General features: G+C 70.7%; 22 protein-coding genes. 13 read left to right on the forward strand and 9 right to left on the reverse strand.

The window, feature by feature from the left end:
• Positions 1–15 precede the first annotated feature (15 nt).
• Both WME89_RS21950 and WME89_RS21955 read left to right on the forward strand, forming a co-directional pair.
• Positions 16–411 carry a hypothetical protein gene (locus tag WME89_RS21950; RefSeq protein WP_438011077.1) on the forward strand — a complete coding sequence of 132 codons (396 nt, stop codon included), beginning with the start codon at positions 16–18 and terminating at the stop codon, positions 409–411.
• A 121-nt stretch (positions 412–532) separates the two neighbouring features.
• Positions 533–1,036, forward strand: coding sequence for a hypothetical protein (locus WME89_RS21955; protein WP_438011078.1), 504 nt, complete (start codon positions 533–535; stop codon positions 1,034–1,036).
• Positions 1,037–1,600: 564 nt separating this feature from the next.
• On the opposite strand, the gene WME89_RS21960 is transcribed toward WME89_RS21955, so the two are convergent.
• Positions 1,601–1,900 (reverse strand): hypothetical protein, encoded by a 300-nt coding sequence (locus WME89_RS21960; protein ID WP_438011079.1) that lies wholly within the window; start codon positions 1,898–1,900, stop codon positions 1,601–1,603.
• 558 nt (positions 1,901–2,458) lie between these two features.
• On the opposite strand from WME89_RS21960, the gene WME89_RS21965 reads away from it, so the two are divergent.
• Positions 2,459–2,911 carry a phosphatase domain-containing putative toxin gene (locus WME89_RS21965; protein ID WP_438011080.1) on the forward strand — a complete coding sequence of 151 codons (453 nt, stop codon included), beginning with the start codon at positions 2,459–2,461 and terminating at the stop codon, positions 2,909–2,911.
• 275 nt (positions 2,912–3,186) lie between these two features.
• Here WME89_RS21965 and WME89_RS21970 read toward each other — a convergent pair whose 3' ends face one another.
• On the reverse strand, positions 3,187–4,521 hold the full coding sequence (locus WME89_RS21970; RefSeq protein WP_438011081.1) for a ferritin-like domain-containing protein: 1,335 nt from the start codon (positions 4,519–4,521) through the stop codon (positions 3,187–3,189).
• Between the two features lie 291 nt (positions 4,522–4,812).
• On the opposite strand from WME89_RS21970, the gene WME89_RS21975 reads away from it, so the two are divergent.
• The 3 genes from WME89_RS21975 (at position 4,813) to WME89_RS21985 (ending at position 9,102) form a co-directional block, all read left to right on the forward strand.
• Positions 4,813–5,913, forward strand: coding sequence for a tetratricopeptide repeat protein (locus WME89_RS21975; protein WP_438011082.1), 1,101 nt, complete (start codon positions 4,813–4,815; stop codon positions 5,911–5,913).
• Between the two features lie 206 nt (positions 5,914–6,119).
• Entirely contained in the window at positions 6,120–7,535 is a 1,416-nt protein-coding gene (locus WME89_RS21980; protein ID WP_438011083.1) for a hypothetical protein, read from the forward strand.
• Positions 7,536–7,572: 37 nt separating this feature from the next.
• Positions 7,573–9,102: a hypothetical protein gene (locus tag WME89_RS21985; RefSeq protein WP_438011084.1), complete on the forward strand. Its 1,530-nt coding sequence runs from the start codon at positions 7,573–7,575 to the stop codon at positions 9,100–9,102.
• Positions 9,103–9,198: 96 nt separating this feature from the next.
• Here the strand turns inward: WME89_RS21985 and WME89_RS21990 are convergent, their stop codons facing one another.
• Together WME89_RS21990 and WME89_RS21995 are read right to left on the reverse strand one after the other, a co-directional pair.
• The gene (locus WME89_RS21990; protein ID WP_438011085.1) at positions 9,199–10,944 is read right to left on the reverse strand and encodes a hypothetical protein; all 1,746 of its coding nucleotides are present in this window, start codon (positions 10,942–10,944) and stop codon (positions 9,199–9,201) included.
• 78 nt (positions 10,945–11,022) lie between these two features.
• On the reverse strand, positions 11,023–12,591 hold the full coding sequence (locus WME89_RS21995; RefSeq protein ID WP_438011086.1) for a GMC family oxidoreductase: 1,569 nt from the start codon (positions 12,589–12,591) through the stop codon (positions 11,023–11,025).
• Between the two features lie 156 nt (positions 12,592–12,747).
• Here WME89_RS21995 and WME89_RS22000 point away from each other — a divergent pair, with 156 nt between their 5' ends.
• The 5 genes from WME89_RS22000 to WME89_RS22020 all read left to right on the forward strand — a co-directional run bounded on the left by WME89_RS22000 (position 12,748) and on the right by WME89_RS22020 (position 18,489).
• The gene (locus WME89_RS22000; protein WP_438011087.1) at positions 12,748–13,092 is read left to right on the forward strand and encodes a molybdopterin oxidoreductase; all 345 of its coding nucleotides are present in this window, start codon (positions 12,748–12,750) and stop codon (positions 13,090–13,092) included.
• 3 nt (positions 13,093–13,095) lie between these two features.
• Positions 13,096–15,540 (forward strand): nitrite reductase large subunit NirB, encoded by a 2,445-nt coding sequence (gene nirB / locus WME89_RS22005; protein ID WP_438011088.1) that lies wholly within the window; start codon positions 13,096–13,098, stop codon positions 15,538–15,540.
• An 11-nt stretch (positions 15,541–15,551) separates the two neighbouring features.
• The gene (locus WME89_RS22010; RefSeq protein ID WP_438011089.1) at positions 15,552–15,869 is read left to right on the forward strand and encodes a Rieske (2Fe-2S) protein; all 318 of its coding nucleotides are present in this window, start codon (positions 15,552–15,554) and stop codon (positions 15,867–15,869) included.
• Between the two features lie 145 nt (positions 15,870–16,014).
• Positions 16,015–17,847 carry a serine/threonine protein kinase gene (locus WME89_RS22015; protein WP_438011090.1) on the forward strand — a complete coding sequence of 611 codons (1,833 nt, stop codon included), beginning with the start codon at positions 16,015–16,017 and terminating at the stop codon, positions 17,845–17,847.
• A gap of 120 nt (positions 17,848–17,967) precedes the next feature.
• A complete protein-coding gene (locus WME89_RS22020) occupies positions 17,968–18,489 on the forward strand; it encodes a hypothetical protein (RefSeq protein ID WP_438011091.1) in 522 nt (173 codons plus the stop codon).
• A 51-nt stretch (positions 18,490–18,540) separates the two neighbouring features.
• Here the strand turns inward: WME89_RS22020 and WME89_RS22025 are convergent, their stop codons facing one another.
• The 5 genes from WME89_RS22025 to WME89_RS22045 all read right to left on the reverse strand — a co-directional run bounded on the left by WME89_RS22025 (position 18,541) and on the right by WME89_RS22045 (position 24,593).
• Complete coding sequence (locus WME89_RS22025) at positions 18,541–19,302, reverse strand: hypothetical protein (RefSeq protein WP_438011092.1); 762 nt, start codon at positions 19,300–19,302, stop codon at positions 18,541–18,543.
• 406 nt (positions 19,303–19,708) lie between these two features.
• The gene (locus WME89_RS22030) at positions 19,709–20,230 is read right to left on the reverse strand and encodes a hypothetical protein (RefSeq protein ID WP_438011093.1); all 522 of its coding nucleotides are present in this window, start codon (positions 20,228–20,230) and stop codon (positions 19,709–19,711) included.
• A gap of 269 nt (positions 20,231–20,499) precedes the next feature.
• Positions 20,500–21,141 (reverse strand): hypothetical protein, encoded by a 642-nt coding sequence (locus WME89_RS22035; protein WP_438011094.1) that lies wholly within the window; start codon positions 21,139–21,141, stop codon positions 20,500–20,502.
• 117 nt (positions 21,142–21,258) lie between these two features.
• A complete protein-coding gene (locus WME89_RS22040) occupies positions 21,259–21,903 on the reverse strand; it encodes a hypothetical protein (protein ID WP_438011095.1) in 645 nt (214 codons plus the stop codon).
• 839 nt (positions 21,904–22,742) lie between these two features.
• Entirely contained in the window at positions 22,743–24,593 is a 1,851-nt protein-coding gene (locus WME89_RS22045; protein ID WP_438011096.1) for a DUF2169 family type VI secretion system accessory protein, read from the reverse strand.
• Positions 24,594–24,779: 186 nt separating this feature from the next.
• Between WME89_RS22045 and WME89_RS22050 the strand changes: the two genes are divergently transcribed.
• Together WME89_RS22050 and WME89_RS22055 are read left to right on the forward strand one after the other, a co-directional pair.
• Positions 24,780–24,998 carry a hypothetical protein gene (locus tag WME89_RS22050; RefSeq protein WP_436618398.1) on the forward strand — a complete coding sequence of 73 codons (219 nt, stop codon included), beginning with the start codon at positions 24,780–24,782 and terminating at the stop codon, positions 24,996–24,998.
• A gap of 13 nt (positions 24,999–25,011) precedes the next feature.
• Positions 25,012–26,235 carry a DUF2169 domain-containing protein gene (locus WME89_RS22055; protein WP_438011097.1) on the forward strand — a complete coding sequence of 408 codons (1,224 nt, stop codon included), beginning with the start codon at positions 25,012–25,014 and terminating at the stop codon, positions 26,233–26,235.
• Positions 26,236–26,243: the final 8 nt, after the last annotated feature.

A 26,243-nucleotide genomic window follows, 5' to 3' on the forward strand; every position in this document is an offset into this window, starting at 1 on the left:
TGGCAGGAGGCGCGCTTGATCTACTTCGACGAGCGATGGATCACCATCTCCTGGGACGAGGGTCTCCAGGCCGTGGTGGCCGAGTGGAAGGGGTTCGCCGAGAGCAAGGAGCTGCGCGCGGGGCTCGAGGCGGGGCTCTCCCTCGCCCGTAAGAAGATGGCGACCCGGTGGCTCGCGGACACCCGCCGTGGCCCGCCGAGCACGCAGGAAGATCAGCAGTGGACGAGCCAGGTCTGGTTCCCGCGCGTGATCGCCCAGGGCGTGCGCTGGATGGGCGTGGTGGTGCCCGAGTCGGCGATCTCGCGCATGTCGCTCAGGGGGACCATGACCAAGGTCACCAGCAAGGACCTCGTCCAGGAGTACTTCCCCGACGCCGCCGCGGCGCGCGCCTGGCTCGCCTCCGTGCGCTGAGCGCGCCGGACCTCGGGCGGCCGAGCACGGCCTTGATGGGTCCGCTCCATGACGCCCGGGCTCTGCGGCGCCTGTCGCCGGTCTACGAATTGCTAGGGCGCGGAGCGGGAGGTTTCACACGATGCAATCCGCCATCTATCCGAGCACCGAAGACGTGATTTCGCCGGAGGTCGTGAGGCCCGGCGCCGCCGCGCCGGCCGTCCAGCAGAACGCGGCGATCCCCTCGAAGCTGCTCTTCGGCGTCCTGCCCCTCAAGCGCCTGATCCCCCAGGACGTCCACTCCGTCCTCGACTACTCGAACGGCCTCATGGTCGCCATGGCCGGGCTCGCCTCGCGCCGGACTGAGGCAAAGGTCGCCGGCGCGCTCCTGGGCGCATCGGTCATCTCCGTGTCTCTGCTCACCGACTACCGGCTGAGCCTGGCGAAGCTGATCCCGATCGAGATGCACGAGGTGCTCGATTATGCGTGGAGCGCGTCCGTGATCGCGGCGCCGTTCGTGCTCGGGTACAGAAAGCGCGCGCCGCTCGCGTCGATGATTCAAATTGCCACAGGCGCCGCCAACATCATGGGGTCGCTGATCACCGACTACCGCGCGGCGCGCGGGAGCATGCAGGCGGCCACGTAGGGCGGCGGGCCCGCCGGGGAGGCTGGCCAACCTCCTCTGGCCAGGCGACCTGCTCCTCGGACGGCACCGCCCGCCGAGCGACGAGGATCTCGCCGAGATGCGCGGCCAGGTGATGATCTGCCAGTCGGGTAGGCCGGGGGCGGCTCCCTCTTGTTCTGGCCCATCACACCCTCTCCGACGCGCCCTCATCCAGGGCCGGAACGTCGCTCACACTGCACCGGCTCGAACCCTTCCGCCCGCGCCAGCCCTTGTCCGTCGAGCGCTCGCTCTCGCACCGACCCCTCCGGCCGGGTGATGCGATACCGCTCCCCCGGGATCGCCTTCTCACAAAGTCACCGGAATCACTCGGCGCGACGGCTGCGTGAAGCTCCCGGTCTGAATTTCAATTCTCCACGGCGGCCCTCGAAAGGGCGGTGCTGCACTTCAGGCGCCTTGCGCGGAGGCGGCGCGATGACGCGGCGGCGGCCTCCGAACGGGCGCGGGTGGCTCACTCTCGTGGACGATCGCTGTAGTACCGCTCCGCTGGATAGCGACCCTGAAACATACGAGTACGAGAGCACGACCTCAGGCTTCTTCGTCTGGAATCGCCGATTTTTTATAGTTCCGCACGCCAAGGGGATCCGACCCAGTACGAACTTCTATCCCATACTGGCCGAAAAACTCGGTGACAAAGTGATGGAGTTGCTCGAGGACATCTTCTTCGATCTCCTGTTCGGAGTACCGCCCGCTCGCGCGCAGCGTCGTTGATGTCTGAAGAACCTGATAGTGTGTTGTTATGGCAGCAGCTATGAGGCTTCGCTCGACGGCGTTTGGATGGGACGTTTTCAGCTGTGTTTGCATATCAGATGGGAAGTCGATCCACATGACGAGACGATTACATGAGGCGCGTGGACGCCGTAACTAGCCGCCTGTCCAGCGGCAGGCGTTCAGGGTGCGGTTGTGTCCCGATGGGAGATGAGGAGGGAGCGATGAAGGCAGGCGGCGGCGGTCGCGGGGCAGCGGGCGCTGCCGATGCGGACCGCCCGAGACGAGCCGGAGCCACCCCTTCCCGCCCGGGAGCTGCCGGACCGGGCCGGTTTGCGCCGGCAGGGTGAGCGGTCGCGGCATGGGCGCGCCGTCTCCTCCTCGCCGAGCGCCCGTGCGCGTGATGCGTCGCCGGAGACCGCCGGCAGACGAAGCGGCACGTTCCGGCTCCACTGGACGTGCTAGAGCATCGATCAGCTTGAAACGCCCGGGAATGAAGAGATTTGAACCACAGAGGCACAGAGGACACAGAGGACACAGAGGAACAACAAAAACTCTGTGCCCTCTGTGGTTGATTTTCTTGGGATTTCAACCTGTTTGATGTCCTAGACTCATCGCTGATCCGTGCGCGTCGACTACATGCCCCCTGCAATGACCGGCCTCGCCGCGGGCATCGGGATGATGGCGGCGCCGGGGCGAGGCCGGCCGCTGGTCGAGGATCTCGACGAGCTCCGTCATCTCCATGGCGCCAGCCTCCTCGTCTCGCTGGTCAGCAACCACGAGCTCGAGCTTCTGGGGATCCAGGATCTGGCCGAGCGTGCAACGGAACGGGGCATGGTCGTCCTGCGCTGGCCTTTCGGCGACTTCTCGGTACCGTCCGACACTGCGTCCCTTCATGCGCCTGTCGATCGGATCCTCGACACGGCCGCGCGGGGGCGCGCCGCGATCATCCACTGTTGGGCCGGCCTGGGCAGGACGGGGCTCGTCGCGGCAGCTTGCTTGGTCAAGCGTGGGCTCGCGCCGGTCGACGCGATCGCCGCCGTGAGGCGTTGCCGCCCTGGGGCCATCGAGAATAGCGATCAGGAAGAGGCGGTTGGTGACTTCGCGCGCGCTCTCGGTCGGAGCACCTGACCCGACGGGTCCGCCGCTCGCGTCGACGCGGCTGCGCACATGGCGCACGTCGACTTGATGAAGGCGGAAGGATGGGACGAGGAGGAGGAGGCCGCGCCATGGCGTGGCTCAGCGACCGGATGGCTCGTCGAGGTCGCCAGGGGTTGGTTGGTCAAATTGACCATTACCCTCTCGACAGCCGCCAGTACGACGTCACCTGGCAGCCGCCAGTACGACGTCACCTGGCTGGCCATACCCTCCATGGCTCGCGACAGCGGGCCGGCCCCGCGGTGGTCTTACGGGGCGTCGAGGCGGAGCGCCGCCACGCTCCGCGTGAAATGCGTCGCCAGGCTGCGGGCGGCGCGCGGCCCGGGCAGGCCTGCCCAGCGGACGAGGTCGGGATGCGGGTCGCGCTGCGCCGCCGCGGCGATCTCGTCGAGCGCGCTCCGCCGGGCCTCCTCGGTCCGCCGCCGCGCGGCCGGGGAGAGCCGCGGACGGGCCCAGCGATCGATCGCCCACGCCAGCGAGGCGTGACGGACCTCGTCCCGGGCAATGCGGGCCATCACCCGCCGCACCGCGCGGTCGCCCGCGAACCGCGCCTGCCACATCCCGACCAGCGCGCCGAACGTCTCCCGCGCGCAGCCCTCTGCCGCGTTCTCGACCGCGAGCTCCTCGAACGATCGCAGCGGCTGCGGCGCCACCACCGGCGCCCGCCAGCGCCCGCCGTGACGTGCCGCCACGGCGCGCATCACCCGCGCGTGCCGCACCTCGTCGCGCCGCGCGGCGCTCGCCCCCTCGATGAGCGACCGCGGCGCGCCGTGGTGGGCGAGCTCGCGGCCGAGCACCTCGAAGGCGGCCACCGACGCCGCCTCCAGCTGCGCCACCTCTGCGAACCACGCCCCGACCACCGTCGCGCCGCCGGCCGCGCGCTCGACGAGCCCCGCGGCGCGCCGGCCGATGCAGACCCCGGCGCTGGAGCGGATCACCTCCGACGCTACCTCGCCGAGGTGGCCGTCCGCGCCGACCCGGAGCACGTACTGGGTGGTCTCCACGGGCGCGCAAAGGGAGGTGAAACGCGTCGCCAGCACCTCGTAGCCTTCGTCGGCGGGCCGCACCCCGCCCGGCGCGCTGCCGCCACAGGCGACCTCGTAGCCCTCCAGCGCGGCGACCAGCACCGCCTCTTCTGGCGAGTCCACGCGCCCGAGCCACGCCTTGACCTCCTCCTTCGAGCGAAGGACGTCCACGTCGTCGCCCGCATTGACGATCAGGACGTGCCGGGGGCAGATCTGCACGCACTCGCCCAGCCTGAAGCCCTCGGTCGAGGAGCTCGCCGCGATCTTCGCCGCACACGCCGTCGGGGCCGTCGCCTGGGCGCATGGGGTGCCCGAGGTCTCGATCGCGCGCGGCGCGTGGCTCTCACCGTGCAGATGCAGGTGCTCGCGCAGCTCGAGGTAGCCGGCGGCGGCTCCGGGCCTGAGGCCCTCGAGGTACCGCGGCTCCCGTCCATCCCGGCAGGCGACGGCCGCGAAGCCGCTGGTGTCGATGCCCGCGCAGGTTCCGGCCAGCACCGGCGCGAGCGAGAGCGCGAGGACGCGGCGCAGGACACGACCGACATGATCTGATGAATCCATGGTGACCCCCTTCCAAAAAGGATGGCGAGGGACGCTGGAGGCGGCCGTGACGAAATCACCTCAGCGCGTCCGGGCGCTGAGAGGTGCCGCGGCCCGGGATCGTAGACGGGCGAACCCGGGCCAGCGTCCGGCAGGCGAAGCTGGCGGTCGGCGAGGCGGGACATGGTTACGCCTGGGCCCGGCGAGGGATGAGACATTCCGTCGTCAGATCGATAATTATCATTCAAAGGGCTGTTTCGACGCGTTTTTTGCCGGTTGACGCTGAGCGACCGGCGTAGGTACCGTCCGCGCATGCGTCGCGGTGCGCACCTGCTGATCATCTCGCTGACGCTTGGCGCCTCACCAGGCTTTGCCAGTCCGGCCGATGCACAGGAACGTTCTTCGGTCCCGGCAAGGAGCGACGGCTCGACCGTCAATGGCCATGTTCGCCGTGCTCGGCGCGCGCGCGACGCCGGAAGGTGGACCGAGGCCCGCGACGCCTACAAGGCGGCCCTCGAAGCCTCGGAACAGTCCCCCAGCGCGCAGGTAGACCCCGCGGAAATCGCCGGCGAGCTCGGCTTCTGTGAGCTGGCGCTGCACAACTATCGTGAAGCGGCGGAGCATCTGACCCGAAGTCTTGAGCGACGCGAGCTGCTGCCGTTGGAGGCCCAGAGGCGGTTCAAGGTGGCACAGCTGAAGGCTGCGTTTTATGTCGTCACACTCCTGCTCTCTGTCGACCCGCCGGACGCCGAGGTGTTCATCGACGGCCAACGCGTGAGTCGGATCGCCGGGACCTACAAGGTGTTCCTCGAGCGCGGACGACACGTGGTGCGGGCCCGGGCGCCGGGCCGCGAGGAAGCCGTCCACGTGTTCAGCGGCGAACGGGGCGCGAAGCAAGAGATCACGATGCGGCTGCCGCACGCCGCCGTGAGCAGCACCAAGGAGGCCTCGTCGGCGACGCCGGAGCCCGTGAGCACTTCGCCAGCCGCGCGCGCGCAGGCTCCCGGGCCCTGGGCGTCCTGGCCGGGGACGCTGCGGATAGGCGGCATCGCGATCACGACGGCAACGGCGGCGACCGGTGCGGTCCTTCTCCTGCGCGCTCACGTCATCCACACCAACCTGCGCGAGGGCAACGTCGTGCGTCTGCAGCAGGGGTGGACGTCTCACACCTGCCGGGAAGCGAGCGCGCCGGCAGCGTGCGCCGACATCCATCGCCAGGTCGACCAGAGGAACCTGCTCGCCACCCTGGGCAAGGTGTCGCTGGCGACGAGCGCTGTGTTCGGCGTGGCGACAGCGGCCTCCTTTCTCACGGAGGCCGCGTTCTTCGGTGCCGCGCCAGAAGCTACGGGCGTCCGCATCGTGCCCGTGACGACCAGCGAACGGGCCGGTGTGCTCCTCGAAGGAGCGTGGTGAGGGGAGGCATGGCGATGCGTCCTGGGTCCAGGGATCGAGGTCGAGACGTCCTGCGTTCCCTCGTGCTCATGACGCTCGGCCTGGCCGGCGCCACCGGAGTCTCTGGGTGCTATTCTGATAATTGCGCGGAAGGCCATCTGTGCGAGATCCCTCCGCCGGAGCCATCTCCTTGTGACGGCGACCCGGCGACGGCGCCAGCGCTCGACATGTGCGGGGTGTTCGTCAGCGAGGACGGCGACGACAGGAACCCAGGCACGAAGGCAGAGCCGGTGAACACGCTCCAGCGTGCGATCCGGCTGGCCGCTGGCAGCCAACGAGGCGACGGCAGGGGGCTGCCCCGGCGCGTGTACGCTTGCGGCGGAGCGTTCAAGGAGGCCATCACGCTGCCCTCGGGCGTCGATATCTGGGGTGCCCGCCTGTGTGCTGGCGACGATTGGTCGTATGTTGGACCGAATCAGCTGACCACCATCGCTCCTCCCGTGGGCATCCCGCTGCGCGTGACCCAGGGGGAGGAAACGTCCACGATCTTCGGCGTGCGCGTGGTGGCGGCGGACGCCTCGGCGAATGACGGCAAGTCGTCCATCGCGATGATCTTGAGCCAGGGGGCCAAGGCGAGCGTCGTGTCGAGCGAGGTCATCGCGGGCAACGGCAAGGATGGCGAGCCGGGGGAGGACGCGTTCAGCGAGCGAGCGCCGGACGGCCTCGTGGGCAACGATGGCGCGGACGCGTGCACGGCGGAGGCCGCCGCAGGCGCCCGCCCGGTCGTGACCGTGTGCGACGATGGCATCGAGTCGACGGGGGGTTACGGGGGCGATGGCGGCCTCGAGACGGGCGGCGACGGGACTTCAGGGCTGCCGGAACCGGTCGGGAATCCGGACGAGCGCGGCCTGGGCGGCTCCGGCGCGGTCAGCATGGACTGCAACGATGGGGAGAACGGAGCCAACAGCGCCGACGAGGGGCGCGCCGCCGGAGCGGTTGGCGATGGCCTCCTGGGCGTCGACGGATGGGTCGGCGTCCGCGGGGAGGACGGGAAGAGGGGCGGCGTCGGCCAGGGCGGCGGGGGGGGTGGCGGCGGCAAGGGGCAAGGTCCCATGAACGCGTGTCCGGCTGGTCGGCCCCAGGGCGGTGCGGCCGGCGGATCGGGGGGCAGCGGCGGCTGCGGGGGCAAGGGGGGCAAGGGGGGCAGCTACGGCGGCGCGAGCATCGGGATCGTCGCGTTGCAGGGGAGCGACCTCACGGTCGATGCCAGCACGGTCCTCGGAGCCAAGGGCGGCAATGGCGGCGTCGGCGGAACGGGCCAGTGGGGAGGCCTTGGCGCCGGGGGCGGCCTCGGCGGTAACAAGCTTCTGACCGGCACGTCGCGAGGGTGCACCGGCGGCGATGGCGGCGACGGCGGCCGAGGGGGCGATGCGGGCGGCGGCCTCGGGGGCCACTCGCTCGGCATCGGCTCCGTGGGCGCCTCCGTGGCCATCGTGCAGAATGCGACGGTCTTGCCCGGACAAGCTGGCGTGGGTGGCCTCGGCGCCAATGCAGCCCCGGAAAGTAAGCTCGGCAGCGGGGAAGGTGGGATCACGCTGTTCTGGTACCGGTTCGATGCGCCAGCCCCCGAACCGCCTCAATGAACCGCCCTGTGCTGGCGGCACCGGTCAAGAGACGCACATGAAAAAGAGCACTGCGGCTACCCTGGTCCTTCTGCTGTCCCCGTGGGCGACCGGCTGCGGGACTGCGCCCGGCGTGAACGATCCTGGCGTGACACCTTGTGAAGGCACCTCGTGCGAGGACGAGCCGCCTCCGGAGTCGGTCTGCGTCGAGCACGTCGCCGCCGATATCCTCGACGACGGCTGCGGCGTGTTCCTCGCCGGAAACGTCGGTGGCGGCGACGACAGGAACCCCGGCACGAAGGAGAAGCCGGTGTACACCGTCGCGCGCGCCGTCGAGCTCGCGCGCGCTGGACGAGGGCGCGTGTTCCTCTGCAACGAGGGATTCATCGTGAATCAGATCACGGTGCCCTCCGGCGTGGATCTCCGCGGCGGCTTCAACTGCTGGAGATGGGTGCGCGACCCCCTGCTCCCGCGGACCCAGTTTTCTCCTCGGCGGGTTTTCGGCCCCTTGGTGGTCGTCGAGCCCGCGGCCCCCGGGGACACGGGGGCCGCGGACGGGGTCTCGACGCTCGCCGATCTCTACATCCCGAGCTGGGGCCCGGTCGGCGTGCTCGCTCAGTCCAACACGGCGGTGGAGATCCTGCGGAGCGAGATCTCCGCCGACGGAGGGCTGGGAGGCTTGGCTGGCGAGAAGTGGCAGTCGAGGCCACAGGGCGGACCGGACGGCAACTTCGGTGGGGACGCGTGCTCGGCCGCCGTCGTCGCCGGCGGGCCTGCGGTCGTGAACCAGTGCGAGAACGGGACCACGAGCACCGGAGGCAAGGGAGGGGACGGGCGGCCCGACAGCGCCGAGGATGGGGGCGATGGTGGACCCGCCGACCTGTTGCCGCCCGCACACGGGGGTATCGGGGAGCAGGACAACCGCAGTTGCGATACCGGATCCAGCGGAGGCCCGGGGGCTCCGGGGACGGTGGGCGCGCCCGGCGAGGGCATCGGGCGCCTCACCGAGACAGGATGGGAGGGCGACGCGGGGGGCGAGGGGACCTGGGGCACGCCGGGCCAGGGCGGCGGTGGCGGTGGCGGTCGTCGAGGCGGGATCGCCCTGTGCGGCGTGGCCTCCCTGGGAGGCCCAGGAGGAGGCTCGGGCGGGGCCGGCGGTTGCGGAGGCCGCGGGGGCCGCGGGGGAGCGAACGGAATGCCGTCCATCGGCGTCCTCGCGCTTCACGCCCGGGTGACCGTGCGCGACACCAAGATCACGGCGGACTTTGGCGGCAATGGCGGCAACGGCGGGGAACCCCAGGACGGCGGCCGAGGCGGCCGAGGTGCGCCGGGCGGAGCGCTGGGGGACGGCTTCTCTGCCTGTTTCGGCGACCGGGGCGGCCAAGGAGGGCCCGGCGGCTACGGCGGCCCAGGGCGCGGCGGCGACTCGATCGGCGTCGCCTACCTCGACGAGGACCAGCTCACGCTGGAGGGCGTCACCATCGAGACAGGACTGCCGGGCAAGGGGGGCACCAGCTGGAACCACGATGGCAGCACGACGGTGGCAGAGGGCGGCAACGCCATCGAGACGCTCAGGTTTCCTGAATAGGGGTGCCGCCCGCGGCCGCTCCGCCCTCGGCGGCGCTGCGGCCGTCTCCCCGCCTCCCTGTGAATTTTCCAAAGAATTTGAGAGGATACCTCAGGTCTACAGGCCCATCGGGCCCGGCTCGTGGCGGAGGACGACCTCGCCGCCGATCGGTGGGGGGGTGAGGGCGCGGAGGCCGCCGTCCTTCCAGTGCAGGAAGGCGAGCGAGGGGTCTTCGAGGTCGCGATCGAAGGTGACGGCGAAGCGGGTCGGCTGACCCGCGTCGTCGGCAAGGACGCGGACCGACCAGGCGCCGAGCGGGACGACGTCGCCCGCCCGGAGGGGGTGGCGCCTGGCGCGGACGACGTTCTCGAAGGCGCCGTCGAGGAGGCGGCCCTCGACCGCGATCTCGAGGGTGCGGGCGTCGACGCGGCGGACGCGGTGGTCGTGGCCCGCCATGCTGAGGAGATCGACGGTCGCGGGCGGGGGCTCGAACGCGAGCTGGAGCCCGGACGCGAGGTACATGCCGACGAGCGGATCCGAGAGCCCGATGCCGAGGACGCGCATGCCCTCGCGTCGAGGGATCTCGGCGCCAGCGAGGACGTCGAGCGCGGTCCTCGAGGTGGTCGTGAGGTGGAGGATGCCGAAGAGGAAGACCGGCGCGGCGAGCACGACATGGAGGAGGCCGAAGAGGGCGACGCCGGCGCGCGCGGGGGCCGCGGCGAGGGCGCGCTCGTCCGGAGCGCGGCCGGCGTGGAGGAGGACCGTGGCGAGCGCGGCCAGGATGCCGAGGTTGGGGAGGAAGAGGACGCGATCGCCGGGGATGCTCGCGGCCCCGGGCAGGAGCGCGAGCACGGCGCCCACCAGCAGCCAGCGGAGGGTGCGCGCGTGCTCGGGCGCGATGCGCCGCAGCGCGCGGCGGAGGAGCAAGGAGAAGGCGAGGAGCGCGAGCACGCCGAGGATCGCGAGGACGCGCGCGGCGCGGGCGTCGAGGGCCGAGACCTCCGAGGGGACGCCGAGCAGCGCGGCCTCGGCGAAGACGGCGAGGCGCACGGGGAGCGCGGGCAGGAAGGTCGACGCCTCGGTGATGGGGTCGAGGTAGCCGCCGGAGCCGTAGGCGCCGAAGTGGAGCGCCTTGTAGGTGATCGCGTAGACGAGCGCGAGCGCGACCCAGGGGGCGAAGGCGCGGGCGCGGCGGGCAAGCGGCTCGTCGCGGCCGAGGAGCTCGTAGGCGAAGACGTAGGCGAAGACGCCGAGCGCGGCCTCGCCCGCGAGGAGCGCGATCGCGGCGCAGGCGAGGGCGCCGATCGCGGCGCGGCGATCGCCGCGCTCGCGGGCGCGGAGGTGGAGGGCGAGCGCGCTGAAGCCGAGCGCGCCGATGATCGCGACGTGGCGCGACGAGGGCCAGCCGGCGGCCATCCAGTGGGCGGGGGAGATCGTGAAGATCAGGGCCGCGAGGGCGGCCGTCCGCTCGGGGAGGAGGCGCCGGAAGAGGAGCGCCGCGGCGAGCACGGCGGCCGCGTACCAGGCCATCGAGTGCACGTGGTAGGGCAGCGGGTTGCGGCCGGCGAGCGCGTGGTCGAGCGCGAGCAGGCCGCTCGAGAGCGGGCGGAAGAACGAGAGGCGGAGCTCGGGCAGGGTCCACCAGGGCAAGGTGCCGCCGCCGAAGAGCTGGGCGCGCTGCTCGGCCGAGCCGTCCGCGAAGGTGTAGAGATGAAAGGGGCCCGGCACCGGGGAGGCCATCGTGCCCTCGAGGCGGAGGACCATCATCTGGTCGTCCGTGTAGAGCTGGGCGAAGAGCGAGGGCAGCGGGAGGAGGATCGCGAGCGCCAGAGCGATCCAGAGCGCGCGCGGGAAGCGGAGCATGGCGCCATCATGGGGGCGCGCGCGGGCGAGGTGAAGGAGGGATCCGCTCGGGGCTCACGCCTCTCGCCACGGGCGCGGCTACGCCGCCCCCTCGCGGAGCCACTCGCCGAACCGCTCGCCGATCATCAGCGCGGTCAGGTTCGTGTTCACGCTCGGGATGGTCGGCATGATGCTCGCGTCGGCGACGAGCAGCCCCTCGACGCCGCGGACATGCCCGCGCCCGTCGACCGCCGCCGCCGCGTCCCCCTCCGGTCCCATCGGGGCCGTCCCGCACGGGTGATAGCCGGAGCCGCAGCTCCTGTAGATCCACCGCTCCAGCGCCTCGCGCCGCATCAGCGTGCGCTCCGTGGGCCAGACGAACCAGCCGAGCTCGCGCATCGGCGCGGTGCGGGCGACCTCGTACGCGAGCTGCATCGCCTCGACGGCGCGCGCGCGGTCGTCGAGGTCGACGAGCATGTTCGAGACGATGCGCGGCCGCGCGTGGGGGTCCGCGCTCACGTGCTCGATGCGGCCGACGCCCCGCGGCTTGCCGATGCAGCAAGCGATCGCGAACGCCGGGATCGTGAGCCGCGGGTGCAGCGGGAAGAACGAGCCCGGCTGGAGCTGCATGTCGTTCGGGTACTGGCTGCCGCGCGACGTGTAGCGGAGCACCGTCTGGACCAGCGGCTGGCGCAGGGCGTCGATCAGCCCGCGGCGGCGCGGCCACAGGCCGATGACCGTCCCCGGGTGATCGAGGAGCCGCGCCCCCACGGCGGGCACGTCGGACACGAGCGGCACGCCGAGGCGCGCGAGCTCGGCCCGCGGCCCGATCCCGCTGCGCAGGAGGATCCCGGGCGTCGCGATCGCGCCGGCGCTCAGCACCACCTTCCGCGTCGCGACCACCTCGACGCGCCCGTCCGTCTCGATCTCGACCCCCTCGACCCGGCGGTTCCGCACGAGCACCCGCCGCACGGTCGTGCGCGGGCGCAGCCGCAGGTTCTCCCGCCGGCGCACCTCGGCGGTCAGGTAGCAGCGCGCCGCGCTCATGCGCTGGCCGTCGATCTTGTTCATCGCGTGCGGCCCCACGCCCGCGGTCGCGCGCGGATCATTCGTGTCCGCGCACTCGGGGTGGCCGAGCGCCCTGCACCCGTCGACGAACGCCCTCTGCCAGGGCACGAGCTCCTCGCGCCGGGCGCGGCGGATGGGCACCGGGCCGCCGTTACCGTGCCAGGGCTCGCCGAAGTCGCGGTCGTCCTCGAGGCGCTTGAAATAGGGCAGGCAAGCGTCGAAGCCCCACTCGGGCAGGCCGAGCGCGGCCCACTCGTCGTAATCGTACGGCTGGCCGCGGATCGCGATGCACGTGTTCACGGCCGACGAGCCGCCGACCACCTTGCCGCGCGGGAAGAGGAACATGATCTGCCCGGGCGTCGGCCGGTGGCGATAGCCCCAGTCGTGCAGGAGCCACGAGTTGCGCGTGCCGTCCCGCAGATCGGCGGGCAGGCGCGCCGGGTCCGGGTAGTCCGGGCCCGCCTCGAGCAGCAGGACCTCGCGATCGGCGCGCTCCGTGACGCGCGCGGCGATCACGGCGCCGGACGAGCCGGCCCCGACGACGACGAGCTCCGCGGCGCTCGCCGCGCGGGACGAAGAGGAAGGCGAGGAGCGAAACACCTTGGAAACACGACCTACACGGGTTCGCGCCGCCGGGCAACGTGCCCTCGAAACTGTCTGCGCTGTATGACTTCCGTGCAGTCGCAGAGAGTTGCAGAGCGTCCCTCGTGGCGCGCTCGTGGCGCGCCCGTTCGATGACTCGCCCGGGAGGTCCCATTGGAAACACCGAGGTTCATACAGGGCGTCTACTCGTTCGAGGGGCAGGGCCTGGAGCGACCGGTCCCCCTCCGTCCCGCGATCGGATACACGGTCCCGCGGGACAAGCGCGCTCAGCTGATCTACCTGCGCGCGGGCAACTCCAGCGCGGAGCTCATCTACCTGCTGCTCAAGCGCGACGGCCAGCCGATGCGCTACTTCCCGATCGGCGCCAAGGCGGCGATCCACGTGCCGCTCGTCATCGTCGAGGACATCCACCCGGAGAGCGTGCTGGAGCTGTCCGTCGGCGCGCCCGAGGGCGTGCGCGGGCTCGCGACCATCGATATCGGCCTGGCGGAGATCTGAGCCATGCAGAAGAAGCGCAAGCTCGTGGTGATCGGCAACGGGATGGCCGGCGTCCGCACCGTCGAGGAGATCCTCGCCCGCGGGGGCGCGGAGCAGTTCGAGATCACCATCCTCGGCGACGAGCCTTATGGGAACTACAACCGCATCCTGCTCTCCGAGGTGCTGAACGGCTCGCAGGAGGCGAGCGACATCTTCCTGAACCCCCTCGCCTGGTACCGGGAGAACGGCATCCAGCTGCACGCGGGCGTGCGCGCGCGCGCCATCCACCGACACTCGCGCCAGGTGACCGGCGACCACGGGGTCGTGGCGCCCTACGACAACCTGATCATCGCGACGGGCAGCTCGCCGTACATCCCGCCGATCCAGGGGGTGCGCCTCGAGGGCGGCCGGGAGAAGCCGGGCGTCTTCGTGTTCCGCAGCCTCGACGACTGCCACAGGATCGCCGCCTACGCGAAGGGGAAGCGCAGCGCCGCCGTCATCGGCGGCGGGCTCCTCGGGCTCGAGGCGGCGCGCGGCCTGCAGAACTTCGGGCTCGACGTCCACGTGGTCCACATCAGCGGCCACCTGATGGGGCAGCAGCTCGACGCCACGGGGGGCGCCATCCTCAGGGCCACGCTCGAGCAGCTCGGCGTGAACGTCCACCTCGACAGGAGCACGAAGGAGGTGCTCGGCGAGGGCCGCGTGACAGGGCTCCGCTTCGCCGACGACGAGACGCTCGACTGCGACCTCGTGGTGATCTCCGCGGGCATCCGGCCGAACGTTGACCTCGCGCTGCGCGCCGGGCTGACGGTCGAGCGGGGGATCGTGGTGGACAACCACATGCGCTGCCCCGACGACCCGAGGATCTACGCCGTGGGCGAGTGCGCGCAGCACCGCGGGCACGTCTACGGGCTCGTGGCGCCGCTCTGGGAGCAGGGCAAGGTGCTCGCCGACCACATCACGAAGCGCAACGAGAAGGCGACCTACTCGGGCTCGAAGGTCGCCACGAAGCTCAAGGTCATGGGCGTCCAGCTCGCCTCGATGGGCGTCACCGAGCCGACCGACGACCGGGACGAGATCGTGCAGTTCATCGAGCCGAAGAAGGGCACGTACAAGAAGCTCATCATCCGCGACGGGCGGCTCCTCGGCGGCATCCTCCTCGGCGACGTGAGCAAGGCCGCGTACCTGATGCAGGCGTTCGACAGGAGCACCCCGCTCCCGGAGGAGCGGCTGTCGCTGCTGTTCGATATCGGGGCGCCCTCGACGACGGCGACGATCGAGGAGATGCCGGCCGAGATGCAGGTCTGCAACTGCAACGGCGTGAGCAAAGAGAACCTCGTCGCTTGCGTGCGCTCCGGCAAGCGGAGCCTGCGGACGATCATGGACGCGACGCGCGCGGGGATGGGCTGCGGCGCGTGCAAGCAGCTCGTCTCGGAGGTCGTGGCGTGGGCGTGCGGGGGCGCGGCGGAGCAGGACCCGGCGGCGGGCTACTACGTGCCGGGCGTCCCGCTGAGCAAGCCGGAGCTCGCGCGGGCGATCCGCGAGCGCGGGCTCAGGTCGGTGTCCGCCGTCTTCCGGGAGCTCGCCGGGGGCAACGAGGACCCGGGGAGCAAGCCGGGGCTCGCCTCGCTGCTCCGCACGCTCTGGCACCACGAGTACGAGGACGAGCGCGACGCGCGCTTCATCAACGACCGCGTGCACGGCAACATCCAGAAGGACGGGACCTTCAGCGTGATCCCGCAGATCCCCGGGGGCGTCACGTCGGCCGCGCAGCTCCGGCGGATCGCGGACGTGGTCGAGAAGTACCGCGTGCCGCTCGTGAAGCTGACCGGCGGCCAGCGCATCGACCTGCTCGGCGTGAGGAAGGAGGACCTGCCGGGCGTGTGGCGCGACCTCGAGATGCCGTCGGGGTTCGCGTACGGAAAGTCGTACCGCACGTGCAAGAGCTGCGTGGGGACCGACTTCTGCCGGTTCGGCCTCGGCGACAGCATCGCGCTCGCGATGAAGATCGAGGGCCGCTTCCAGGGCATGGACACGCCGGCCAAGCTGAAGCTCGCGACGGCGGGCTGCCCGCGCAACTGCTCGGAGGCGATGGTGAAGGACGTCGGCGCCGTCGCGGTGGAGGGCGGCAGGTGGGAGATCTACGTCGGCGGCGCGGCCGGCGCCCACGTGCGCAAGGGCGACGTGCTCTGCACGGTCGACGCGCACGACGAAGTGCTCAGGCTCATGGGCCGGTTCATCCAGTACTACCGCGAGAACGCCAGGTACCTGGAGCGGACGTACGGCTTCGTGGAGCGGGTCGGGATCCAGAAGATCCGCGCCGTCGTGGTGGACGACAGCGAGGGGATCGCCGCGCGCCTCGACGAGGAGGTGCAGAAGACGGCCGCGGCGTACCGCGACCCGTGGAGGGAAGCGTACGCCCCGGCGACGCCGAACCAGTTCAGGACGGTCTTGCCGATCGTGCAATGAAAGGGGCTGCCATGGAGATCACCCTGGGTCCGATCTCGGCGATCCCGCCGGGGGAGGGGCGCGCGTTCGCGGTGGGCGAGGAGCGCATCGCGGTGTTCGTGGCGCGGGACGGCCGCGTGTTCGCCACGCAGGCGACCTGCCCGCACCGGGGCGGCCCGCTCGCCGACGGGCTGCTCGGCGGCTGCACGCTCATCTGCCCGCTGCACACGCAGAAGTTCAACGTGGAGACGGGAGAGGCTCTCAACGGCGCGCAGGGGCTCAGGACCTATCCCGTCCGCGTCAGCGCGACGGACCAGATCCTGGTGCGGATCGAGGAGGACGGGGGCTGAGCGCGCCCCGTGCGCTGGGGGAGATCCGGCGCCGGCAGCCCGGCCTGCCGCGCTGGGCGCGCTGCGGTGCGCTCCGACGCCCCGCGCCGCGCGTTCGGGGGTACGCTACCGGGGCGCGCCGCGCGACGTCGCCTGCAGGGTCCCCATGGTCAACACAACGACAGCCGCACCGCTCTCTCCCGGCACGGTCCTCGGGGGCGATTTCCGCATCGTCCGCGCCCTGAGCCAGGGGGGCATGGGCGCCGTGCTCGTCGCCGAGCAGATCTCCACGGGCAAGCCGCGCGCGGTGAAGCTGATGCACGCGCAGCTCGCGCAGGACCCCCGCTTCCGCGAGCGCTTCGAGCAGGAGGCGCGGGTGGGGGCGCGCATCGAGAGCGATCACGTGGTGGAGGTGGTCGCCGCGGGCGTGGAGCCGGCGACGCAGACGCCGTGGCTGGCCATGGAGCTGCTCGAGGGGTCCGACCTTTCGGCCATGGTGGCGCAGCGCGGCCCGCTGCCGCCCGACGAGGTCCGCGAGCTCACCGGGCAGCTGTGCCACGCGCTCGCGGCGGCCCACCGCGCGGGCGTCGTGCACCGCGACCTCAAGCCCGAGAACATCTTCATCGCGCGGCCCAGGCAGCAGAACGTCCGCTTCAAGGTGAAGGTGCTCGACTTCGGCGTGGCGAAGGTCGTCGCCGAGACGCGGGCCAACTCGCTGATGACCGCGTCGGTCGGGACGCCGCTCTGGATGGCGCCCGAGCAGACCGAGCTCGCCACGCAGGTCACCCCGGCGTCGGACGTCTGGGCGCTCGGGCTGCTCGTCTATTACCTGCTCACCGCGCGCCTCTACTGGGTCGAGCCCAGCCGGGGGCAGAGCGCCTCGGTCATGTCGCTCCTGCGCGAGGTGCTGTTCGGGCCGCTCGATCCGCCTTCCGCCCGCGCCGCGCTCCAGGGCTGCGCGCATCTGATCCCCCCGGGCTTCGACGCCTGGTTCGCCCGGTGCGTGGCCCGCGACGCCCGCGCCCGCTTCGCCGACGCGGGGCAGGCCATGGCGGCGCTCGACCCCGTGCTCGCCGCGGCTTCGTACCGGAGCGCGCCCCCGCCGCCCGCGCCGTCGCTGCCGGTCCCGCCCGTCTACTCCGGCCCGACCTACCCGGCGGTCTCCCGCACCGACGTGGGCGGCGCGACGGGCGGCCCCCTGGCGCTGGTCCAGGTCCCGCCGCGGCGCAGGACGTCGCCGGGGCTCGTGCTCGCGATCGTCGGCGGCGGGCTGCTCGGCCTCGCCGCCCTGACGGTCGGCGGAGCGCTTGTCTACCGCATGAGCGCGACAAAGCGCTCCGAGGTCACGCCGCGCCGCGGCGGCGCGGACACGGATACCGCCCCCAGGCCGGTCCAGCTGCCGAGCACCGCGGCGAGCGCCGACCTCGACCTGGCCGGCACGTACGACATCGTCTCGTCGCGCAACCCGGGCGGGCAGGGCAGCTACGCGGGCAACGTCCTCCTGTCGAGGACCGGGAGCACGTACCGCATCGCCTGGATCATCACGAAGGGGGCCGGGTACGAGGGGATCGCGTTCGTGCAGGGGCAGACCCTCGCCGTGGGCTGGGCGAGCGGTGGCCCCTACGGCGCGGCCGCCTACCGCATCGACGGCGGTCGCCTCCGCGGGCAGTGGATCTCCACGGACAGGCCCGGCCAGGTGACGGCCGAGGAGCTGCAAGGCCCCGAGGGGCTCGCCGGCAGCTACCGCATCGTCGAGGGCGACCGCCAGGGGACGGTCGCCATCGCGCCGGCGGGCGACACCTACGCCGTGACCTGGCTGCTGAGCACCGGCGCCCTCAAAGGGGTGGGCATCCGCTCGGGCGATCAGCTCGTCGTGGGCTGGTCTCCGGGCCAGCAGGTCGGCGTGGTGAGCTACGCGATCGAGGGCCGGCAGCTCGTGGGGCGCTGGGCGAGCCTGGGCGGCACGCTGGCGGGGACCGAGACGCTGATGCGTCGGTGAGCGCACGGGGCCCCCCGCCCGCTGGAGAGCGGCGCATGTCGGCGCCTGATTGCCCCCCGCGCGCGGGTACGCTCTCCTTCGAGCGAAGGACGAGGGGGACGGTCCCTCGAGCGCGCCGCCATGAAGCCTACGTACGAAGCGCGTGTGCCGGAGATCGTGACGGAGGCGCAGCAGGTGGATCGCCTGCCGGCGCTGATCGAGCGCATCGCGGAGGAGACGCACCGCGATCGAGCGGAGCGGCGGGTCGAGCTGCCGTCGGGGCGCGTCGTCGAGGTGCGATCCGCGGCGGGGGAAGAGGAGCGCGTGACGATCCGGAGCGCGTCGGGAGAGGTCGAGCTCGACGTGCGCCTCACCCCGAGCGGGCCGGTGCTGCGCATCCGCGCGGCCGAGCTGGAGCTCTCGTCGCCCGGCGCGGTGCGCGTCGACTGCGACCGGTTCCACGTGCGGGCCGAGCACGGGATCGTGCACGAGACCGGCGGCGACCTCGCGCAGACGGTCGCCGGCGACGCGACGACGCGGGTGCGCGGCGAGCTGCGGGCCGAGGCCCGCCAGGCGACGATCGAGGCCAGGCGCGGCGACGTGCAGCTCGTGGCGAACGACGACGTGCAGCTGCTCGGCGAGCGGATCAAGCTGAACTGCTGAGCGCCTGCTCCGAGCGTGTTGCCGGTTCCTGAGGTACGGCGAGCGTCGTGCTCATGACAGGCTTCGGCTTTCCGGCGGGATCCATGCCGAGTGGTGCGAGATCGAATCCATGTGGGCCAGGACCTCCGCCTGACCCCAGCGCTCGAGCGCGTCCATCTCTGCCGGGCTGAGCAGCCGCTGAATCGTGCCCCAGGTGCGCTCGAACGCGAGCGCGGCCAGGTGCAGCGATAGCCCGGTGAGGGGGCTCAGGTCGGGGTCGTCGCCGCGGTAAGCCGCGTAGGCCTCGGCGTCCCATCCTTCCAGCGGGAGCGCTTCCGCCTCGCCGATGCGCCGATCCAGCGCGTCTGCGGTCTCCGCCCACGCTCGGGCGATCTCGAAGAGCCTGGCGACCTTGCCGAGCGGCAGGCCGAAGCTCGCGACGCGGTGCTCCTTGCGGCGCGGTAGCCACGCGACGAGCACGTGCCACAGGGTCCGCCAATCTGGCTCCTGTCCGAGGACGAAGAAGCGCTCCTCGATCCACGCGCGAAGCTGCGCCGCAGCCGTCGTGCCCTGGGTGCGCTCCACGTCGGTGAGGAACGCCGCGATGTGCACCGCGAGCATGTCGTCATAGTCCCGCTCATCGTCCTCCAGCGCCTCGAGCTCGATCTCCGCTCGGAAGCAGCGACGCGCGGCCGCCTTCACCTCCTCGACGCCGTCGAGCTGGAGCCCGAGATCGGGCCAGAAGGGCGTTACCCTGTCCAGGCTGAGGAGCCGGACAGCGGTCGTATAAGCATAGGATACGTGGAGGTCACGGAGATCGAGGGTGGGGTTCATCGGCAGCGCAACTCGGGTTGGTCTGGAGCGGCCAGCCTAGCGACGCCTGGGGTGAGCGGGTAGGTCGCCTTGCACACGGAGATGAGCCGAGAGCCACCCGTCAGGGACGGCCATGCGCGCGCTGCGCCCCGGAGCGGGCTGGTGGATGACAACGTCCATGTCAACGCAACCCTACCAGCCAGGCGCATCTCCAGGCGACCCTGAGACGCCCTCCACCGCCCTCGTTCGCTGGAGCGTCAGGCTATTCTGCTGGACTTCGGTGTGGGCTGGCACCCACGATGGGCTGCAAGGCGAGGGGGAGGGTGTGGTTTTGGACACGAGCTCCTTTCGCTGCCGGACCTCGCCCGGGCGTTCCTGTTTGCCATGCGCGAGGCGCTGCCCCGGGCGGCGTCCCTGCCGCGACCGATCAGAGCTGCCCATACTCATGAATTCGGTCACGTTTTTCTCCGTTGTCGGACTCCAGATCGACGATGATCCCGAGGCGCGATTCGACGTAGGCCGTCCAGAGGGTTCCATGCGTTGGAACGCTGGTCCAAGCATTCATCTCCGTTATCGACAGGAGCCCAGCCATGCCTCGCTCGAAGATTCTTATGTCCCTGAATCGTAATCCGCACGTGATACCGAGCTGAACGTTCAGGTTACGGGAATAGACGTCTCCGCCGAGGAACAGATCGACGTGCGTGGTCCGGACAAGGGTCCCCTGCGGCCTCAAGGTCGTGGTGAACATGGGAAGAATGGCTCCGATCAATTTGTAGAGTTGAAGGCTGGTGGCCGCGCTCGCCCGGAACGGTCCGGCTTCGAACGTGGCATGGATCCCTAGATTCTTGTCTTCTATCGTCGGCACGCTCTCCTTGCCCAATCCAATGCCGATGAAGTACCCGATGTTGAGCTCTTGAGTTGGACTCGCGGTCTGTCCGAAGCTCACCATGACTGTATGGACAGCCCCCGGAGCCGTTCCGCCGCCATACGTGGCTCCGAGTCTCGCGAGATGGGGGAGCTTCGTCTGAACGACACCGTTGAGACGGAGGCCATCCCAATGGAATTTCTCTGGGGGCCGTGGCTCTTGCGCTGATGCCAGAGCGGCGAGGGACAACACTCCAAGCCCTGACAGCGCGCGCAACAGTGGCTGCCCTGGCCTGTTCGAACGGCGGGCCGATGGCGCCCGCGACATGAACGGCGGCGCGAAATATGTTCGAGTCATTGCGTCTGCATGCGAGCTATGCACGCTGGGTTCTTCACCAGCCCATCGATGTCGACGTCGCCGTAGTAGCTCTTGAACATATAAGCGCTTTCCATCGCGCTGATGCCGCGACGATCGCTCGTAACATCCGGCCGCGACGCGTCCTCAAGAGATCTTACGACGTCGGAGCAATCTGAGTATTGGTCCCGAGCCAGATCTCGAATGCTCAACACGGTTTCGCAGTCGATCGTGCTGCTGCTGAGTATTGCCTTGTATGCGCCGAACGTCCCACTAAAGTTCCTACAGTTCACCGCTAGCATCTCTAGCTCGCTCGCTTGCGATTCGATTCTGCATTGCTCCGGGAGCTCTGGCTTGCGTGAAGGTGTGCGCTTGTCTTCGCTGGTGTGGGGATGTCCCTCTCTCTCCTGAGGATGGTGATCGCGACGCTGGAGGGCCTTCTCACAGCTGGCTAACCGTTTCCGGGTGACGCTCAGGGTCGACTGAAGATCGGGATCGTCCTTGCTGGCGGCGTCCTGGCGCGACTCTGGCTGTTTGTTGCTCTCTGCAGAGATTTTTCCTAGATTGTATGCCGCCGCCAGCGCCGAGATCGCGATGGCCCCAAATCCAATCCATGTTGTCGGTTTCGGCAATGTTCCCATGTGTCGAACGTTACGGGTTAAAGTCCTGGTGCGTGCGTGAGAATGGCGACCGTGGCCTGCCCGACCAGCGGGGCGAGTGCTCCCGCGAGATGAACGACGGCGTGAAATGGGTTCGATTCATCGGGTCCGCATGCGGGCTATGCACTCTGGGTTTTTCACCAGCTCATCGACATCGTCGAGATCACCATATTCGTTCCTGGTCGCATGGGCGTCTTCCGCCGCGGCAATTGCGAGCGGGTCGCTCATGGCATCTTGGTAGGTGGTGCCCTCGCTGATTCTTATGATGGCGGCACAGAAGGAGGACTGTACTTGGGCCACGGCTTGAATGTCCAAGATGATTTCGCAGTCGATCGTGCTGCTGCCCAGTATTGTCTTGTATGCATCGAAATGTCTCCTGAGACTCCTGCAGTTCGCGGCCAGCATATGCAGTTCCTTCACCTGCGACGCGACAATGCATTGCTTCGGAAGCGCTGGCTCAGGTGAAGGTGTGGGGTTGTCTTCGTTGGTGGGGGGCGTTTCCTCTCTCTTCTGAAGATGCTGGTCGTGACGCTGGAGGGTCTTTTCGCAGCTGGCCAACCTCTTCTGGGCGGCGCTCAGAGCTGACCGAAGATCGGGATCGTCCTTGCTGGCGGCATCCTGGTGCCGTTGATGACGGCTGCCGCTCTCTGCCGAGGTTCTTCCCAGGTTGTATGCCGCCGCCAAGGCGGCGATCGCGATGGTGCCTAATCCAATCCATGTTGTCGGCTTCGGTGATGTTCCCATGCGTCGAATGTCTGCGTGGTGGCGACAATGATCGTTGTCCGAAGGTCAGTCGGTGTGGTGGGAATGAGTCTACGGGGTGGCATGAGCTAAAAGTGGCAGGGATCCTTCTTGATCGGCCTTATTCCAATGTCTTCAGGGGTGATGATTAGCTTGATGCCGCTGACGGGCTGCAGTGACTCGCGCCATTGATGGCACGTCTTCGCGTTTACCGTGTCCACGAATTGGTTCTGTAACGGTGTCGTTCTTGTGCAGCCGCTTAGTTGAGCCCATGTGTCTTCTGGTGCACACAGCGCTTGGCACGTGGGGGATGGATCCATGCACGTCGGCGCTGGTGTTTCGTCGAAGATCGTGCATCCGGTTTGGGATAGTACCGTTGCGGAAATGATCTGGGCGAGGCCGGGACGGATTGTCCTTGAACGACGAAGTGCTGCGTTCATAGGTTCTTGCTCTCAGGGGCATCTGGTGGGGTCTCTCGCGTTTGCCTCAAGAAGGAGGCAGGAGGATACAGGCAGGGCTGTCGTTCTTCGATGAATCGGTGCACATGGTCGCGGCCGGGCGCCGCGAGCGAGCGCGTCGAGCTCACCGAGGCACGCGCGCGATGTCCAGGACGTCCCGCGCAAGCGATGACGCGCGCGGCCGGGCGCGGACGATCTCGCTTCGCTTCCAGGGCATAGACGGGGGCTGAGCGGTGCGTGCGGTTCACCTCGAGAATGCTCGTTGGTAGCGCACCGAGACACCGGCGCGTAGGCACGCCTCGGACGTCTGGGCCTACGCGGCGGTGAAGAGGCTTCGGGCCGAGGGGCGCGGCACGCTCGCGGACCGCCGACGATGCGACGACATCACAGCGCTGCGAGCGCGCGCTCGACCTGCTCCGCCAGCGCGGCGCGGGCGGCGGCGCGCCGCTGCCACACGCGCTTGAGCCGCATGCCGAGCGACGGATCGAGCCCCTGGTCGGCGATCTCGAGCGCGAGCGTGCCGCGCCGCGTGGCCCTGACGAGGCGCGCGTACTGCGCGACGCCGAACCGGTCGGGGTGGCGCTGCTCCCAGGCGCTCACGTAGGCGTCGTCGAAGCGCTCGCGCAGGGCGCGCTCGCCGCGCTTCAGCTCGCGCTCCAGCTCGCCGCGCCAGCGCCGCTCGGCCTTCCGCCAGGTGGGCTCGTCGAGCTCGTGCGCGGAGAGCACCTTGCCGCGCACCGCGCCCTCGTCGGCGAGCTCCGAGGCGACGGCGGCGTAGCGCTCGATCGGGACCGGGTCCTCCGCGGGCCCGGCGCCCGGCGCCGGTTGCTCCTCGAGCCTTGGCGGCGGCGGGGCCGGCGGCGGCTGCACGCTCACGCCCGGCAGGGGCGCGCTCGGCGGCGGCTGCACGCTCACGCTCGGCAGGGGCGCGCTCGGCGGCGGCGGTCCCGGCGGTGGGGCCGCACGCACCGGCGCGCGCACCTCGTCGATCCCCAGCGTGCCGCCCGCGCCCCCCTCGGGCCGGCGCGGCTCGCGCGGCTCGCGCGGCTCGCCGGAACGCGACGGCGCGGCCGCCGCGGGGGTCGGGCGCGGCGGTCGCCGCGGGGGGACCTGCGGGGCGCTCCCGACGCCCACGCCGGCGACCACCATCAGCCGCTCGCGCCGCGCCAGGTCGCGCAGGTCCACGTGGGCGCGCCAGGTGATCGTGCACAGCAGGCGATCGGCGTCGACGTGGAGGCCGTCGGCGTGAAACACGAGCCGCTTCGGGGCGTCGGGATCGGCGTCGTCGATGCCGTACACCGCCCCGTCGACGCGCGCGTCCGGCAGCGCGCTCTGGATGCGCGGGCGCTCCGGGTGGAAGCCCTCGAGCACGACCACCGCGCCGGGCTGGAGCGAGCTCACCCATTGATCCCGCGGGGCGCACTGGAAGTACGTCCAGTCGACGCCGCTCGGCACCTCCATGACCGCCGCGTCGAGCCCGGCGCGCGCGCTCGCCGCGAGGCGCTTGCTGCGCGAGGGCCAGCTCGCCGCGACGGGGCCGAAGCCGGCCGGCCTCCGCGGATCGACCGGATCGAGCACGTTCGGCAGCTCGTCGTCGTCCTCGCCGCAGCCCGCCGGGTTGTCGGGCGCGCCGAGGCCGCCGGCGGCGCGCTCGTAGGTGATCGCCAGCCGCGCGAAGGGATCCGGCGGCTCCCCGGGCTTCGCGCGGCGGCCGACGACCCGCACGGCCTTGTCGAGCCCCGGCGCGCCGCGCTGCACCAGCGCGAACCGCGCCGTCATCTCGGCGACGGGGCGGCCTCCTGGCGCGCAGGCGTGCCCGAGGGCCGTCACGTCCACGTACTGGCGGTACGGGACCCTGTCGCTGGTCGCAACCGCGTGCGCCGTCGGGCTGCGGCGATGGTGCACGTCCTTCGCGTGGATCGGCTCCACGGTCTCCGCGGGCCGCATCGGCGACGCGTCGATCGAGAAGCTGGCCTTGACGACGACGGTCAGCCGGAGCTTGCCCTCGTGGCGCCACGGGATCGAGTCGACCGCCGCCCGCGCCGCCGTCGCCGACGCCGACGGCGTGAGCGAGGCGCACACGACCCCGCCCATCCCGCCGCTCGCGCTGTCCGGGGAGAACGGCAGCGTCTGCGCCGCGAGCTGCTCGGCTTGCGCTGGGGCCAGCGGGAGTGTCGCCTGCTTCTCGCTCATGTCGCCGATGTGCACGGTCGCAACCGAGCCGTGGAAGGTCAAGCGCCTCTCCGCGGCGCCCGCGAGAGCAGCCGGTGAAAACGCCGGCGCAGCGGACCGGACCACCGGCGCCGCGCGGGCGCTGAGCCGGTGAGCGCACGGACGTGGCTCAACGTGGGATGAGCACGCCGCCCTGCGCTGCGCCGCGAAATGCCCCTCCGCCGCGCGGCCGCCGGGTACGATGGCGCGATGCCGCGCCCCGCCGACCCGTTCGATCTGCTGCCGGACGAGCAGCGCCACGAGCTCATGAAGGACACGGTCACGGCGATCTTCGGCCCCGCGCTGGGTCAGGCCTTCTGGGACCAGATGGAGCCGCTGCTCACCGACACGCGGCGCCAGCCGGGAGACGCAGCGGAGCCGGAGAAGAACCACTGGCGGGGCCGATGGCGCATCTACGAGGCCGAGTGAGCGGGAGGCATCCGTGACGGAGAGCGACACGTCGCCCGCGGCGTCGGCGCCGCGACAGCGCCGCAGGACCGAGATGCTCTTGCAGGGCGAGCCCGACGGACAGCGGTGGATCGCGTGGGTCATGAAGCGCACCTACCGCATCCACAACGGGCGCTGCGAGCTCGACACCCCGGGGCGGCAGGAGGTCCTGCACGACGACGAGATCCCCTACAACGACAAGCGCAAGCCGCCGCGCGTCTCCCCGCCGCTCGTCGTCGACGACCTGCTCCCGTTCCGGCGGGCGACGGACGTCGTCGTCCAGGCGTTCGCGCACGCCTACAAGCCAGGGACGCGCAAGCTCACCGCCAGCGTGCAGTTCGGCGAGCACCAGCGCGAGATCGTGGTCCACGGCGACCGCGTGGGAGAGCTCGACCGCGCGGGCAAGCCGCGCTTCTCCGAGGCGACGCCCATCGAGGTGGTCCCGGTCCGCTACGACTACGCCTATGGCGGCGTCGACCTGACGGCGCTCGGCCGCAACGGCGACATCCTCGGTCAGTTCATCCAGGACGCCAGGCGGGGAATGAGCACGCTGTCCGACACGCCGTATCACTATCCCAGGAACCCCTGCGGCTACGGCTATCTCATGGAGCTCGACGCGGAGAGCTTCACGGGGCTGCCGATCCCGAACCTCGAGTACCCCTTCGACCCGCTGACGCCGCAGCGCCTCGCCGTGGGCAAGCCGACCCGGTGGATCCACGCCCCGCTCCCGGCGGGGTGGGACTTCCAGTCCATGGCCTGGTTCCCCCGGATCGCGTACCTCGGGCTCGCGCCTTCATGCCAGCCCGACGCCAGGGTCGCCGAGGTCGAGCGAGGCTGGGCCGCCCGGGAACTCCTCACGATACCGCCCCTCTACCAGGACCCCGGCGCGCCGCTCCGGCTCGAGCACGCCCAGACGGCGTCGCCGGGGATGAGCGTCTCCGACCTCGCGCCGGGCGAGTACTTCGAGCTGCGGAACCTCCACCCGACGAGGCAAGTCTACTCCTTTCATCTGCCCGGCGAGGCGCCCCGGGTGCAGCTGGAGCTCGACCCTGGCCGGCTCACGGAGGTGGAGACGCACCTCTGCTCCGTCGTCGTTCGCCCCGTGCCGGGCGAGGTCGTCGTCGTGTGGAGCGCGCGGGCCCCCGTGGCCATGGAGCTCACCGAGGAGCAGCGGATGAACCTGCGCCGCGAGGTGCGCTGGACCTCGGCGGCTCGATGAGCTCGACG

It is taken from the genome of Sorangium sp. So ce321 (assembly GCF_051530195.1).
Classification (GTDB): domain Bacteria; phylum Myxococcota_A; class Polyangia; order Polyangiales; family Polyangiaceae; genus Sorangium.